We start from the raw sequence: 14242 nt of genomic DNA on the forward strand, positions 1-14242 counted from the left end.
TATACCCCTCAATGATCCGAACAGCCCTTCTCTCCGTTTCCGATAAAAATGGCATCGTGCCTTTTGCAAAAGCCCTCCATGAGCAAGGCATCAAGCTCATCTCCACGGGCGGTACAGCAAAACTCTTGGCTGAGAATCAATTGCCGGTGGTTGAGGTTTCTTCCTTAACCAAATTTCCTGAGATGCTCGATGGTCGGGTAAAAACTTTACATCCGATGGTTCATGGAGGCTTACTGGCTCGCAGAGATTTTCCTGAACATATGACTGCCTTAAAAGAGCATGGTATCGACACTATCGATATGTTGGTGATCAACCTCTATCCATTTAATGAAACCGTCGCCAAGGAAAGCTGCTCATTTGAAGATGCTGTAGAAAATATTGATATTGGTGGTCCAGCAATGCTACGTGCTGCAGCTAAAAACCATCAGGATGTTACGGTGTTGATTTCGCCAGAAGATTACGCACCTGTCTTGGCTGAAATGAAAGCCAATCACAATACTGTTTCTTACAAAACGAATTTGGCTTTAGCGAAGAAAGTATTCGCACACACAGCCCAGTACGACGGTGCTATTGCTAATTACCTTTCAGCATTAGGCGATGAGCTCGATCACAAGGCGCGCTCCGCTTATCCAGAGACCCTCCATTTCGCTTTTGAAAAAGTGCAAGAAATGCGCTATGGCGAGAACCCTCATCAATCCGCTGCATTCTATAAAGATATTGCACCGGTTGATGGTGCACTGGCTAACTACAAACAGCTCCAAGGCAAAGAGCTCTCTTATAACAATATTGCTGATGCTGACTCTGCTTGGGAATGCGTAAAGAGTTTTTCGAATAACGCTGGTGGCGCCGCTGCATGCGTCATCATTAAACATGCCAATCCATGTGGTGTAGCAGTGGGCGCAAGCGCCATAGAGGCTTATCAGAAAGCCTTTAAAACGGATCCGAGCTCTGCCTTTGGCGGCATTATTGCTCTCAACGTACCTTGCGATGGCGTGGCAGCAGAAGCCATCTCTAAACAATTTGTTGAGGTATTGATTGCACCTAGCTTTAGTCCGGAAGCTAAAGCCCTCTTTGCTGCAAAACAAAATGTACGTCTCTTAGAAATTCCATTAGGCAATGCCTTTAATACATTTGACTTCAAGCGAGTTGGTGGAGGCTTATTGGTGCAATCGCCCGACGCCAAAAATGTTTTGGAAAATGAAATGCGTGTTGTGAGTAAGCGTCTGCCAACCCCAAGCGAAATGAATGACATGATGTTTGCTTGGCGCGTAGCAAAATTTGTTAAATCTAATGCGATTGTCTACTGCGCTAATGGTATGACACTGGGCATTGGTGCAGGCCAGATGAGTCGTGTCGACTCTGCCAGAATGGCCAGCATTAAGGCTGAGAATGCCGGCTTAAGTCTGAAAGGTTCTGCAGTAGCTAGTGATGCATTCTTCCCCTTCCGCGATGGCTTAGATGTCGTTGTGAATGGCGGAGCAAGTTGTGCCATTCAACCCGGTGGCAGCATGCGGGATGATGAAATCATTGCGGCAGCTGACGAACATGGCATTGCCATGATCTTTACTGGCACTCGCCATTTCCGTCATTAAGCAAGTCAGAAAATAAACTGATGCGCTGGATAGGAATCGATCCCGGTCTACGTACTTCAGGCTTTGGCATCATCGATGTTGAAGGCCAGAAGCTGACCTATGTTGCCTCCGGCACGATAGAAAGTGGTGATCCTGCTACAGGACTCCCAGAACGTCTGGGTGCCCTGTACGCTGGCGTCAAAGAAGTACTTGAAACCTATCGCCCCGAGTCTGCTGCAATTGAGGAAGTCTTTCTCAACGTCAATCCTCGATCTACTCTGATGCTCGGTCAAGCCAGAGGAGCTGTCATTGCTGCACTGGTTTCTGAAAAATTACCGGTGGCTGAATACAGCGCCTTACGAGTAAAACAGGCAATCGTTGGTACTGGGCGCGCTGCAAAACCACAAGTTCAAGAAATGGTGAAGCGTCTACTGAGACTCAATCGCGCTCCAGGCACCGATGCCTCTGACGCACTAGGTGTAGCAATTTGTGCGGCTCATCATGCTCAAATTCCGAAGGCTATCTCTGCTGCTCTTGCACCCAAGAAACGCGGCAAATAAATATCACCAACTCACCACTTCAAACAGGTTAAGATCTTCCTATGATCGGTCGTATACAAGGCACTCTCGTTTCAGTACATCCCCCGCGGCTTTTAGTTGATTGCCAAGGTGTCGGCTATGAAATTGATGTTCCTATGAGCACCTTGTATCAACTCCCAGAGGTCAACCAAAAAATTACCTTGCTTACCCATTTCCAGGTGCGTGAAGATGCCCAGCAACTCTTTGGGTTCGCCACTGAAACTGAACGTGAGGCATTTAGGGCTTTAATCAAAATTAGTGGTGTTGGCTCACGCACTGCCTTAGCAGTTCTGTCAGGCATGAGTGTGAATGAATTAGCGCAGGCGATCGCCCTACAAGAAGCAGGTCGCCTCACTCAAGTCCCAGGAATCGGTAAGAAGACGGCTGAACGTCTGTGCTTAGAGCTCAAGGGCAAGCTCGCTCCAGATCTAGGTATCGGCACTGGTAAACCACCAGTCATTGAAGCAAGCAGTGAAGTTTTGCAAGCACTGCTGGCTCTAGGCTATTCCGAAAAAGAAGCCTTGCTGGCACTCAAACAGATTCCTACAGATACCAAGGTATCTGATGGTATTCGGATGGGCTTAAAGTATCTATCTAAAGCCTAATTAAGCAAACAGCACTAAACTGGCAGCATGGCAATTCACACAGACGATCTCAGCGCTATTCCCGAAGATTTACCTGAAGGTAATGACCGTATTGTGAGCGGTGCTGTCGGCAATGCTGAAGCAGTATTTGAGCGCGCACTTCGTCCAAAACAATTAGATGAGTACGTTGGACAAACTAAAGCCCGTGCTCAATTAGAGATTTTCATTAGTGCCACGCGTGCGCGCCAAGAGGCACTTGATCACGTACTCCTATTTGGCCCTCCTGGTCTTGGGAAAACGACACTAGCGCACATCATCGCTCGTGAGCTTGGCGTCAATTTGCGTCAGACTAGCGGCCCCGTCCTAGATAGACCAGGAGACTTAGCGGCCTTACTGACCAACCTAGAGACCAATGATGTCCTCTTCATTGATGAAATTCATCGCCTGTCTCCAGTCGTAGAAGAAATTCTATATCCAGCTTTAGAAGACTACAGTCTAGATATCATGATTGGTGAAGGGCCTGCAGCGCGCAGCGTCAAGATTGATCTGAAACCTTTTACGCTCATTGGAGCTACTACTCGTGCGGGTATGCTCACCAACCCATTGCGTGATCGCTTTGGGATTGTGGCTAGACTCGAGTTTTACACCACCGAAGAACTCACCAAAATTATTGAGAGATCTGCCAATCTTCTGAAGGCCGATATCGATCCTGAAGGTTCAGTAGAAATTGCAAAACGGGCACGGGGTACTCCTCGTATTGCTAACCGCTTATTGCGCCGAGTGCGTGATTACGCGGAAGTAAAGGGAACAGGTACGATCACCAAAGCGATGGCAGATGCTGCCCTCAAAATGCTCGATGTAGATCCTAGTGGTTTTGATGTGATGGATCGCAAGCTCTTAGAGGCTATCTTGCATAAGTTTGATGGTGGCCCAGTGGGCATTGATAACTTGGCTGCTGCGATTGGCGAAGAACGTGACACCATTGAAGATGTTTTAGAGCCTTATTTGATTCAACAAGGCTATCTACAGAGAACCTCTCGTGGAAGAGTGGCAACACGTCAAGCTTACGAACACTTTGGCTTAACGCCACCAAGCAATAACACTAGCTTAGATCTATAGCAGGATTAACTCAGCGTCACTTTCGCAAAACGGCGCTTGCCTACTTGAACTAAATAAGTTCCCGCCTCTATCTTGAGTTGCTTATCGCTGACAGTAGCGCCATCAATCTTGACACCGTTCTGCTCGATATTGCGATTGGCTTCAGAGGTCGATGGGGCTAAGTTGGCAGCTTTTAAGAAATTGGCAATACCCATGGGCGCCCCAGTCAAGCTGACTTCTGGAACATCATCTGGTACACCGCCCTTAGCGCGATGATTAAAGTCATCTAGCGCTTTTTCTGCCGCGGCTTGTGAATGAAAGCGCGCAACAATTTCTTGAGCAAGTAATACTTTGCAATCGCGTGGGTTTCTGCCACCAGCGACTTCTTGCTTCATCAAATCAATTTCAGCCATTGGGTGGAACGAAAGCAAGGTGAAATAGTCCCACATCAAATCATCTGAGATGCTCATGAGTTTGCCAAACATATCACTAGCTGGCTCACTGATGCCGATGTAATTTCCTTTGGACTTACTCATTTTCTCAACGCCATCAAGGCCAACCAATAATGGCATGGTCAAAATACATTGAGGCTCCTGGCCATATTCACGCTGGAGTTCGCGCCCGACCAAGAGATTAAATTTTTGATCAGTACCGCCAAGCTCTAAATCACTCTTAAGTGCCACAGAGTCATAGCCTTGCATGAGGGGGTATAGAAATTCATGAATAGAGATCGGAACGCCATTGCGATAGCGCTTAGTAAAGTCATCGCGCTCAAGCATCCGCGCAACCGTGTGTTTAGCAGCCAATTGAATCATGCCGCGTGCACCTAAGGGATCGCACCACTCACTGTTGTAACGTACCTCTGTTTTAGAAGGGTCCAAGACCATGCTGGCTTGGCGATAGTATGTTTCTGCATTGACGGCGATTTCCTCGGCAGTCAATGGTGGGCGAGTAGCATTGCGACCAGATGGATCACCAATCATGCTCGTGAAATCACCAATCAAGAAAATCACCGTATGACCCAAGTCTTGCAATTGACGCAATTTATTTAAAACGACGGTATGACCTAGATGAATATCTGGAGCAGTAGGATCTAAACCCAGTTTGATACGCAAAGGTGCTTTAGTAGCCTGGCTACGCGCCAATTTCTGAACCCAATCTGCCTCAACCAATAGCTCATCACAGCCACGCTTGGTGACTTCAAGTGCCGCAAATACTTCTGGGGTCAATGGATATTTTTGTTCTGGTTTTGCAGTCATGCTGATTCGGATACTGATACAGTGATTTAGTATTTAAATTGCTAAAGCATAATTGTCGCATTCCTGAGACTATTACCCAGAACCCCATGAACCAGCCCCATTCTTTCTATATCGGCCTGATGTCCGGCACTAGCCTGGATGGGATTGATGCTGTTCTGGCCAAGATTGGGCCAAATGGTGAGGCGAGCGCGCAAATGGCCGTCAGTACGCCCTTCTCCCCCGGCCTTCTTCAGGCGCTAGTTGAGCTACAAAGCCCAGGACCAAACGAATTACACCGTGAAAAGCAAGCCTCCAATGCCCTAGCCTTGGCTTATGCGGAAGCCGTAATGCTGTTATTGAATCAGGCGAAATTAAAGCCAGCAGATATTAGTGCTATTGGCGCACATGGCCAAACCATTCGCCACCAACCTGAGCTTGGTGAAAATTTAGCCTATACCCACCAAACATTAAATGCTGCTTTGTTAGCAGAAAAAACAGGGATTGATGTCATTGCTGATTTTAGAAGTCGTGATGTTGCAGCAGGAGGTCATGGCGCTCCATTGGTACCCGCATTTCATGCGCAGCAATTTACCTCTACAGAAAATATTGCAATAGTGAATATCGGTGGCATTGCCAATCTCACCCTCTTGCCAAAACAGGGTGACGTTACTGGCTTTGATTGTGGTCCCGGGAATATGCTGATGGATGCATGGATTTTTGAGCAACAAGGAAATCGCTACGATAAAGATGGTGCCTGGGCTCTAGAAGGTAAAGTCAACGATGCGCTTCTATCTAAGCTACTGAATGATCCATTCTTTTCGCAGCCCCCACCCAAAAGCACCGGACGCGATAACTTTCATCTGAGTTGGCTCTTAGAAAAGCTAGGCGATGAAAATGATTTAGCAGAAGATGTTCAGGCTACCTTATTGCATCTCACCGTACATTCGATTCTTGAAGCCTTAGCACGCTATGCGCCACAAACCCAGAAGCTGATTGTGTGTGGGGGTGGTGCAAAGAATAAAGCTTTAATGAATCTACTAGAAATGAAGAAGACCAACTTCTTCAAACACGCGCTCCAAATTGCTACTAGTGACTCAGTAGGAATTGATCCTCAATTGGTAGAAGGTTTGGCTTTTGCTTGGCTTGCTTGGGCCCACAAAGAAAAACGGCCAGCAAATTTGCCAGCCGTTACAGGAGCGAAGGGCCCTAGAATTCTGGGCGCTTACTATCCAGCTTAAATACGATGCTTTGTTTTTCTTTAAGCAGAGAAAGAAGAACCACAACCACAAGTAGTTTGTGCATTCGGATTCTTAATCACAAACTGTGAACCGTTGATGTCTTCTTTGTAGTCAATTTCAGCACCAACTAAATATTGGAAGCTCATTGAGTCTACTAAAAGCGTTACGCCATTTTTTTCAAACAAAGTGTCATCTTCATTCACAGCATCATCAAAGGTGAAGCCGTATTGAAAACCAGAGCATCCACCACCTTGAACGAATACGCGGAGCTTTAACTCTGGATTGCCTTCTTCAGCAATCAAGTCAGCCACTTTGGCAGCAGCGCTATCCGTGAACACCAAAGGGGTTGGTGGCTCGGCTAAGTCTTGTGCAGGTTGCGTAGCTAATTCGGTCATGATGTACTCCTCATTCAAAATACGATGGTTTATTTTAGGCTTTTAATGTCCGGCTTGCTGAAGGGTCATTTAAGCTGAATTAAGGGGATACCGCAATTTGGGTTAAACCCGTTGTTTCAGGCAAGCCAAACATCAAATTCATGCATTGAACCCCCTGGCCCGATGCCCCTTTAACCAAGTTATCTTCAACCACCAAAATAACTAAGGTATCACCACCGCCAGGGCGATGGATGGCTATTCTGATGCCATTACTTCCCCGAACAGAACGGGTCTCAGGATGGCTGCCAGCAGGCATTACATCCACAAAGGGCTCATCCTTATAAAAGCTTTCATAGAGCTTCTGGTAATCCACTTCCTTACCAGCATCTGTCAGACGCACATATAAGGTGGAATGAATGCCTCTGACCATAGGCGTGAGATGGGGAACAAAGGTCAGACCAATCTCATCATGGCCTGCAATTGCCTTTAAACCCTGAACAATTTCTGGAAGATGACGATGGCCTTTGACGCTATAGGCTTTGAAATTATCACTAGCTTCAGATAACAAAGTACCAATCTCTGCTTTACGTCCAGCACCAGAAGTTCCGGACTTTGAATCCGAAATAATATGATTGCCATCAATGAGCTGCTTGCCACCAGTCGACTTTGGCGAAAGCAATGGAGCTAGCCCTAACTGAACTGACGTTGGATAGCAGCCAGCTAAGCCCACGATACGGGCTTTTTTAATCGCATCGCGATTGATCTCTGCTAAACCATAAACCGCTTCTGCCAAAATTTCAGGGCAGCTATGCTCCATGCCATACCACTTGGCAAATTCTTTGACATCTTTCAAACGAAAATCTGCAGCTAAATCCAAAATCTTGACATTGTTCGCTAACAATTCTTTTGCTTGAGCCATAGCAACACCATGAGGAGTTGCAAAGAACACCACATCACATTGATTTAAGTTGGACTCATCGGGTGTCGTGAATTTCAGATCAACACGGCCACGCAAAGATGGAAACATCTCAGCCACTGGCATGCCAGCTTCCGTCCGAGAAGTAATAGCAACAATTTGTACCTCAGGATGCTGCGCTAATAAACGCAACAATTCCACTCCGGTATAACCAGTACCACCAACGATGCCAACCTTAATCATGTCATTCTCCAAATTACTGACCATGAGAAGTTTTCTTGCAAACTTCTGAATACCTCAATTGTAGAAACAAAAAGGGCCGCTTGCGCGACCCTTTCGATAAAACTTAAGCGACTGAAAGAATTAGCGCTTGCTGAACTGCTTACGACGACGCGCGCCGTGCAGACCAACCTTTTTACGCTCAACTTCACGAGCATCGCGAGTTACCAAGCCTGCTTTAGACAGGGTTGGCTTCAAAGCGTTGTCGTAGTCGATCAATGCACGAGTAACACCGTGACGAACTGCACCAGCTTGGCCAGTTTCACCGCCACCAGAAACGTTTACTTTGATATCAAAGGTCGTTAAGTGGGCTGTGAGAGCCAAAGGCTGACGAGCGATCATGCGGGATGTTTCACGAGCAAAATAAGCATCGATAGGCTTACCGTTAACGATAATTTCGCCTTTGCCAGATTTAATGAATACACGCGCCACAGAACTCTTGCGACGACCAGTACCGTAATTCCAATTTCCGTAATTAATAGCCATTTGGTTTCCTTAAATCTCTAACGCTTTTGGCTGTTGAGCCGCATGCGGATGATTGGCGTCGCCATAGACTTTCAATTTCTTGATCATGGCATAGCCTAGTGGGCCTTTTGGCAACATACCCTTCACAGCCTTCTCCAAGGCACGACCTGGGAAACGGTCTTGCATCTTGTCGAAGTTGGTCGAGCTAATACCACCTGGGTATCCGCTGTGACGGTAATAAATTTTGTTCAAGCCTTTTGTGCCTGTAACACGCAGCTTAGAAGAATTGATAACGACAATAAAGTCGCCAGTATCAACGTGTGGGGTGTATTCAGGCTTGTGCTTGCCGCGTAGACGGAGTGCCACTTCACTGGCGACACGACCGAGGACTTTGTCCGTAGCGTCAATCACGAACCATTCATGCACTACCTCATGGGATTTTGCAGAAAAAGTTTTCATGATTTCTCAAATTGTTATAGTCAAAAAAATTACTCCAATCAAACTACGTCCACTTTGGCCCTGCTTATGTTTGCAAGCTCGCAGATTCTGCAATTTCACTGGTAAAACAATTACCGCTGACTGGTTCGGTAATTCAGTAAAGCCTTGAATTGTAACCTAAAAAAAACCCAGGAACGAGTCCTGGGTTGGAATCCACCTATGTTTGGGTGGAGGAGACACTGGGAGGTAAGTCGCAGTCTTCTATAAGACTGACTACCAATATGGTTATTCTACACAAAAAAAGTGGTGCAGTGCAAGAATCTTGACCAAAATCAAGATTTTTATGATGCTATGCAATAAATTTCATATCAGCACAGTATCTAAACTATTGATATCATTGATTATTTTTTAAATTGAGGAATTATTGATATGGAATGCCGAGTAACTTGGTTGGGTAATGGCGGAATGGCTTTTTCAGCTGAAACTGGGAGCGGGCATACCGTCAGAATGGATGGACCACCTGATGCAGGCGGTCAAAATAGCGCCCCAAGGCCTATGGAGCTGATTTTGGCTGGAACCGGCGGATGCTCTGCCTTTGATGTGGTTTTAATCCTACAGCGCGCCAAACAAGCTGTCAGCGGCTGCGATGTCAAATTGGTCGCGGAAAGGGCTGAAGTAGAGCCTAAAGTCTTCACCAAGATCAATTTACATTTCACAGTTACCGGCAAAGACCTAGAACGATCCAAAGTGGAGCGCGCCGTCAAGCTTTCGCACGATAAGTACTGTTCAGCAACCACGATGCTCGCCAAGACGGCTGAAATCACCTACAGCATCGATATCGTTTCGGAATAAGTGCAGAGTCAATCGATAAGCCGGATTCTGTCGCCTAGATTTGCATCTAGGGGCAATCATTCCTCTAGGCCGTCAGTTACCTGACGGCTCAAGCTCCCTACCCGCAGACTCAGCGGGACGCCTCATCGCCTGCTTACTTGGGATTGCTCCGAGTGGAGGTTACCGCGTTTCACCGTAACTAAATACGCTCGTCTCTGTGGCCCTATTCCTCACGTCGCCGTGGATGGCCGTTAGCCATCACCCTTCCCTATGGAGTCCGGACTTTCCTCCCCCTCAATAAAGAGGCGGCGATTGCCCAATTGACTCTGCGCCTGCAGTCTAACGCAGTCAGGAAATTTTGGTTTGAAAAATACTAGGGGAGTGAGAAGAAGTTAAACCAAAGACCAGGCGATAGATTCGCCAGCACGTAGCGGAACAATCGTGGCATCGCCCAATGGAAGCTCATCTGGAATCTGCTGAGCTTGCTTGGCTAAAGTGATTTTTTTGGTGTTGCGCGGTAATGAATAAAAATCAGGGCCAAAGAAACTCGCAAAACCTTCTAATTGATCGAGCTTCCCTACACTCTCAAATGCTTCAGCATATAAACCTAGTGCATTGAAAGCGCTATAGCAACCAGCACAACCACACGCAGCTTCCTTGGCGCCTTTTGCATGCGGAGCACTATCGGTTCCCAAAAAGAATCGGGGGTTGCCACTGGTAGCAACATCGATTAATGCAAGTCGGTGCTCTTCACGCTTTAGTACCGGCAGACAATAATTGTGTGGACGAATACCGCCAGCAAAAATAGCATTGCGATTCATGAGTAAATGCTGAGGAGTAATCGTTGCTGCTATCGTATTTTTTCCACCAGTTACTGCATCACGCACATAGTGAGCCGCTTGTTTGGTGGTAATGTGCTCAAACACGATTTTGAGATCAGGAAATTTTTTTCGTAGAGGCTCTAGTATGGTGTCGATGAAAACTGCTTCACGATCAAAGATATCAACCTCAGAGCCCGTTACTTCACCATGCACTAAAAGTGGCATGCCAATAGCTTGCATAGCCTCTAATGCCGCGTCACAATGCTTCAGATCACTGACTCCAGCATCACTATTGGTTGTAGCACCTGCTGGATACAACTTAAAGCCAATAATACCTTCTGCCTTTGCTTTGCGTACTTCATCTGCTGAAGTATTGTCAGTCAGGTACAAAGTCATCAATGGGGTAAAGCCAGTCAAGCCCAATAATTTGAGATTTGCCTGAATACGTCCTTGATAAGCCTTAGCCAAATCCACTGTAGTAACAGGTGGCTTTAAATTAGGCATGATGATGGCACGAGCAAATTGACGCGCAGTATCTGCCAAGACATCTTTCATCACCTCGCCATCACGAATATGCAAATGCCAATCGTCTGGCTGAATGAGTTGGATTTGAGTAGGGCTATTAGACATATTATTTATTGAGCAAGATGATGCGGAAATCATTCACATTCGTTAGTGTAGGACCAGTTTCCACTAAAGCACCTAAATCTGCAAAGAAGCTGTAACAATCATGCGCTTTTAAGAAGGGTTCGGGTGTAATCCCCTTGATTTGACTTTGATGGCGAACTTCCTCATTGAACCAAGCGCCAGCATTCTTCTCGCTGCCATCTATGCCATCGGTATCAGCAGCCAGCCCTGCTAAATGTGGCAAATCTTTCGTATGAGCAAAAAGAGACAATAAATACTCACTACAGCGACCACCACGACCCTTGACACCAGCAGGAATCGAAACCGTGCACTCTCCCCCGGAGATCAGAGCCAAGGGTTTATCAAGCCCCTTATTAAAGTACTCACGAATGATGTTTGCCTGACTAGCCCCCACCTCTTGAGCTTCTCCAGTAATTGTGTCACCCAAAATAATCGGCTCATAACCATGAGAGCGAACAAAATCTGCTGCAGCCTCTAAGCTCTTATATGCAGTAGCAATGACATGATTAGCTACTTGCGCATCGACTAGATCAATATCTTTTAATGTTTCTGGTTTTTCACCAGCCAAACCTTTTTTGAGATGAGCCAATACGGATACAGGAATAGAGGATGCATCTAAATTATATTTTTGCAAAATATTGAGTGCATCTAAATAGCTTGAGTAGTCAGCAGCGCAAGGGCCACTCGCAATATCGGCAGGAGAGTCTCCAGTCACATCTGAAATCAGCAAAGCCTCAACTCGAGCGCCGCGTGCAATCGCAACTCTAGCCAAGTTACCACCTAAGATTGCCGATAAATGCTTGCGCACGACATTCATTTCTTCGATTGGGGCACCGCTGCGTAAAAGCGCTTCAGTAGTGATACGCATATCCTCAATACTGATTCCTTCTTGCGGGAGAGTGAACAAACTAGAGCCCCCACCAGATACCAAGGCAATCAAGACATCACCCGCTTGCAATTGATTTGCTATGGTCAAGACTGCTTTAGCACCATCCATACCTGCTTGATCAGGCACAGGGTGACCGGCTTCAATGATATTGATATGGGATGTTGGGGAGCTATGTCCGTAGCGAGTAAGCACTACACCTTCGATTACAACATCTGGCCAATGTGTTTTTGCATACGCCTCTAATGCGCTTGCCATGGAGGCGCTGGCCTTACCCGCCCCAACTACCCAGCATTTCCCTTTTGGCGCTTTCCCGGCTGGAAATATTTTTGCTAGGTATTGCGGAACAATGACTTGCGGATCTGCCACAGACACCGCTACTGCAAAAGCATTTTTCAGAATTGATTCAGTAGTCAAGGACAAGCTCATTACCCCATTCTAATCAAGAGCGGCGCGCTCTTGCATTTGCCACATCTCAAAATAGCGGCCGTTAGCTGCTAATAAATCTTGATGGGTTCCGCGCTCCACAATTTGTCCATGCTCCATGACCAAGATTTGATCAGCATGAACAATGGTAGAGAGACGGTGGGCAATGATCAGCGTCGTGCGATTCTTGGCCAAACTCAAAAGTTCTTCTTGAAAGGCGCGTTCTGTTTTGGAATCTAAGGCTGAAGTAGCCTCATCAAAAATGAGCATTGCAGGTTTCTTCAGCAAAGTCCTAGCGATGGCAACCCGTTGTTTCTCACCGCCGGAGAGCTTTAATCCTCGCTCACCGACTTGGGTTTCATAGCCCTCAGGCAAACGCTTGATAAAGCCATCGATCTGAGCCGCTCTCGCAGCCTCGTGCACCTCTTCAATAGAGGCAGATGGATTGCCGTAAGCAATGTTATATCCAATGGTGTCATTAAAGAGCACCGTATCCTGTGGCACGATACCGATCGCTTTGCGCAGACTAGCTTGAGTCACATCTTCAATGTTTTGACTATCAATCAAAATGGAACCTGACTGCACATCATAAAAACGAAAGAGCAATCTAGCCAAGGTACTTTTCCCGGCACCACTTTGACCTACAACCGCAGTGATAGTTCCTGCAGGAATATTAAAGCTCACATCTCTCAAAATTTCTCGCTTGCTCTCATAGTGAAACGAGACATGCTCAAATCGAATATCTGGACCCAAACCGCGATTATGGATTTGCAATACTTTGGCATCTGGTGAGTCAGCAATTTCTTTATCAGTATTTAATAAAGAAAACATGCGATCCATATCCGTTAAAGCCTGCTTAATTTCACGATAGATAACGCCCAAGAAATTCAGTGGAATGTAGAGTTGAATCATTAAGGTATTGACTAATACGAGATCACCTAAGGTCATTGAGCCATTAACGACCCCCAGTGTGGCACGCCATAAAATCAACACCAAGCCAACAGCAATAATGATTTGTTGACCTAAATTGAGAACCGCTAAGGTCTTTTGTGATTTCACTGCTGCTGTCTGATAGCGCAGCAAGTTTTCATCGTAACGGCTAGCCTCAAAGGCTTCATTACCAAAATACTTTACCGTCTCAAAATTTAATAAGGAGTCAATAGCCTTTTGATTGGCCTTCGAGTCCATATCATTCATCGTGCGACGGTAATGAGTCCGCCACTCCGTCACCACAATCGTGAAAATAATATAAAGAACTAGAGCTGTAAATGTAATGGCTGCAAACCAAATATCGTATGCATAGGCAAAATATCCCAGTACCAAACAGAACTCGATTAAGGTTGGCAGAATGCTGTAAAGAGAATATGAAATAAGCGATTGAATACCACGCGTACCACGTTCAATATCGCGACTGACTCCGCCAGTTTGACGTGCCAAGTGAAAGCTGAGAGCTAAAGAATGTAAGTGCTCAAAAACCTGTAGGGCAACTTTACGAACTGCATTTTGAGTAACCCGTGCAAATAGAGCCTCACGTAACTCTGTAAATAAAGAGGCAGAAATTCTTAATAAGCCATAACCAACAATGATGCCTACCGGCACAACCAGTAAGGCTTGGGGAGAGCTCGCCTTGATATCCAAGGAGTCAATTAAATCCTTCATCAGAATAGGAATCCCCAGATTGGCAAACTTGGCTGCAATCAAGCAAGTCAAAGCCAAAACTACTCTAAAGCGATACTCTAAAAGATAGGGCAAGAGGTCACGTATGACACGCCAATCGCCTCTTTGGGGTGTTTTTGAATCTGAAGTACTGTGATGGTGGCCCGATGAATGTCTCATCGTTCTATCTTATTC

14 protein-coding genes and 1 other RNA gene are annotated in these 14242 nt (G+C 46.2%); 6 read left to right on the forward strand and 9 right to left on the reverse strand.

The window, feature by feature from the left end; all coding sequences use genetic code 11:
* Positions 1-11 precede the first annotated feature (11 nt).
* From purH to ruvB, 4 genes are read left to right on the forward strand one after another with little or no spacing between them, the layout of a single operon-like run.
* Entirely contained in the window at positions 12-1592 is a 1581-nt protein-coding gene (gene purH / locus ICN41_RS05960) for a bifunctional phosphoribosylaminoimidazolecarboxamide formyltransferase/IMP cyclohydrolase (RefSeq protein ID WP_216291966.1), read from the forward strand.
* 20 nt (positions 1593-1612) lie between these two features.
* On the forward strand, positions 1613-2131 hold the full coding sequence (gene ruvC, locus ICN41_RS05965) for a crossover junction endodeoxyribonuclease RuvC (RefSeq protein ID WP_216291967.1): 519 nt from the start codon (positions 1613-1615) through the stop codon (positions 2129-2131).
* Between the two features lie 41 nt (positions 2132-2172).
* Positions 2173-2754 carry a Holliday junction branch migration protein RuvA gene (ruvA, locus tag ICN41_RS05970; RefSeq protein WP_216291969.1) on the forward strand — a complete coding sequence of 194 codons (582 nt, stop codon included), beginning with the start codon at positions 2173-2175 and terminating at the stop codon, positions 2752-2754.
* A gap of 27 nt (positions 2755-2781) precedes the next feature.
* Entirely contained in the window at positions 2782-3852 is a 1071-nt protein-coding gene (gene ruvB / locus ICN41_RS05975) for a Holliday junction branch migration DNA helicase RuvB (protein ID WP_216291971.1), read from the forward strand.
* A gap of 5 nt (positions 3853-3857) precedes the next feature.
* Here the strand turns inward: ruvB and tyrS are convergent, their stop codons facing one another.
* A complete protein-coding gene (gene tyrS / locus ICN41_RS05980) occupies positions 3858-5090 on the reverse strand; it encodes a tyrosine--tRNA ligase (protein ID WP_216291973.1) in 1233 nt (410 codons plus the stop codon).
* A gap of 86 nt (positions 5091-5176) precedes the next feature.
* Here tyrS and ICN41_RS05985 point away from each other — a divergent pair, with 86 nt between their 5' ends.
* Positions 5177-6307 (forward strand): anhydro-N-acetylmuramic acid kinase, encoded by a 1131-nt coding sequence (locus ICN41_RS05985; RefSeq protein WP_216291975.1) that lies wholly within the window; start codon positions 5177-5179, stop codon positions 6305-6307.
* Between the two features lie 20 nt (positions 6308-6327).
* Here the strand turns inward: ICN41_RS05985 and erpA are convergent, their stop codons facing one another.
* The 4 genes from erpA to rplM all read right to left on the reverse strand — a co-directional run bounded on the left by erpA (position 6328) and on the right by rplM (position 8800).
* Positions 6328-6702, reverse strand: a complete 375-nt coding sequence (gene erpA, locus ICN41_RS05990) for an iron-sulfur cluster insertion protein ErpA (protein ID WP_068319574.1) — start codon at positions 6700-6702, stop codon at positions 6328-6330.
* 79 nt (positions 6703-6781) lie between these two features.
* Complete coding sequence (gene argC, locus ICN41_RS05995) at positions 6782-7840, reverse strand: N-acetyl-gamma-glutamyl-phosphate reductase (RefSeq protein ID WP_216292221.1); 1059 nt, start codon at positions 7838-7840, stop codon at positions 6782-6784.
* A gap of 120 nt (positions 7841-7960) precedes the next feature.
* The gene (gene rpsI, locus ICN41_RS06000) at positions 7961-8362 is read right to left on the reverse strand and encodes a 30S ribosomal protein S9 (protein WP_071466175.1); all 402 of its coding nucleotides are present in this window, start codon (positions 8360-8362) and stop codon (positions 7961-7963) included.
* Positions 8363-8371: 9 nt separating this feature from the next.
* Complete coding sequence (gene rplM / locus ICN41_RS06005) at positions 8372-8800, reverse strand: 50S ribosomal protein L13 (protein ID WP_011903721.1); 429 nt, start codon at positions 8798-8800, stop codon at positions 8372-8374.
* A 408-nt stretch (positions 8801-9208) separates the two neighbouring features.
* On the opposite strand from rplM, the gene ICN41_RS06010 reads away from it, so the two are divergent.
* The gene (locus tag ICN41_RS06010; protein ID WP_216291977.1) at positions 9209-9631 is read left to right on the forward strand and encodes an OsmC family protein; all 423 of its coding nucleotides are present in this window, start codon (positions 9209-9211) and stop codon (positions 9629-9631) included.
* Here the strand turns inward: ICN41_RS06010 and rnpB are convergent.
* The 4 genes from rnpB to ICN41_RS06030 all read right to left on the reverse strand — a co-directional run bounded on the left by rnpB (position 9632) and on the right by ICN41_RS06030 (position 14227).
* An RNA gene (gene rnpB, locus ICN41_RS06015) (RNase P RNA component class A) lies at positions 9632-9938 on the reverse strand.
* Between the two features lie 64 nt (positions 9939-10002).
* Positions 10003-11061, reverse strand: a complete 1059-nt coding sequence (pyrC, locus tag ICN41_RS06020) for a dihydroorotase (protein ID WP_216291979.1) — start codon at positions 11059-11061, stop codon at positions 10003-10005.
* 1 nt (position 11062) lies between these two features.
* Positions 11063-12394, reverse strand: coding sequence for a glycerate kinase (locus tag ICN41_RS06025; protein ID WP_216291980.1), 1332 nt, complete (start codon positions 12392-12394; stop codon positions 11063-11065).
* Positions 12395-12403: 9 nt separating this feature from the next.
* Positions 12404-14227, reverse strand: coding sequence for an ABC transporter ATP-binding protein/permease (locus tag ICN41_RS06030; protein WP_216291982.1), 1824 nt, complete (start codon positions 14225-14227; stop codon positions 12404-12406).
* Positions 14228-14242 lie beyond the last annotated feature (15 nt).

Origin of the sequence: Polynucleobacter sp. 15G-AUS-farblos (genome assembly GCF_018882445.1) — a bacterium.
Lineage (GTDB): Bacteria > Pseudomonadota > Gammaproteobacteria > Burkholderiales > Burkholderiaceae > Polynucleobacter.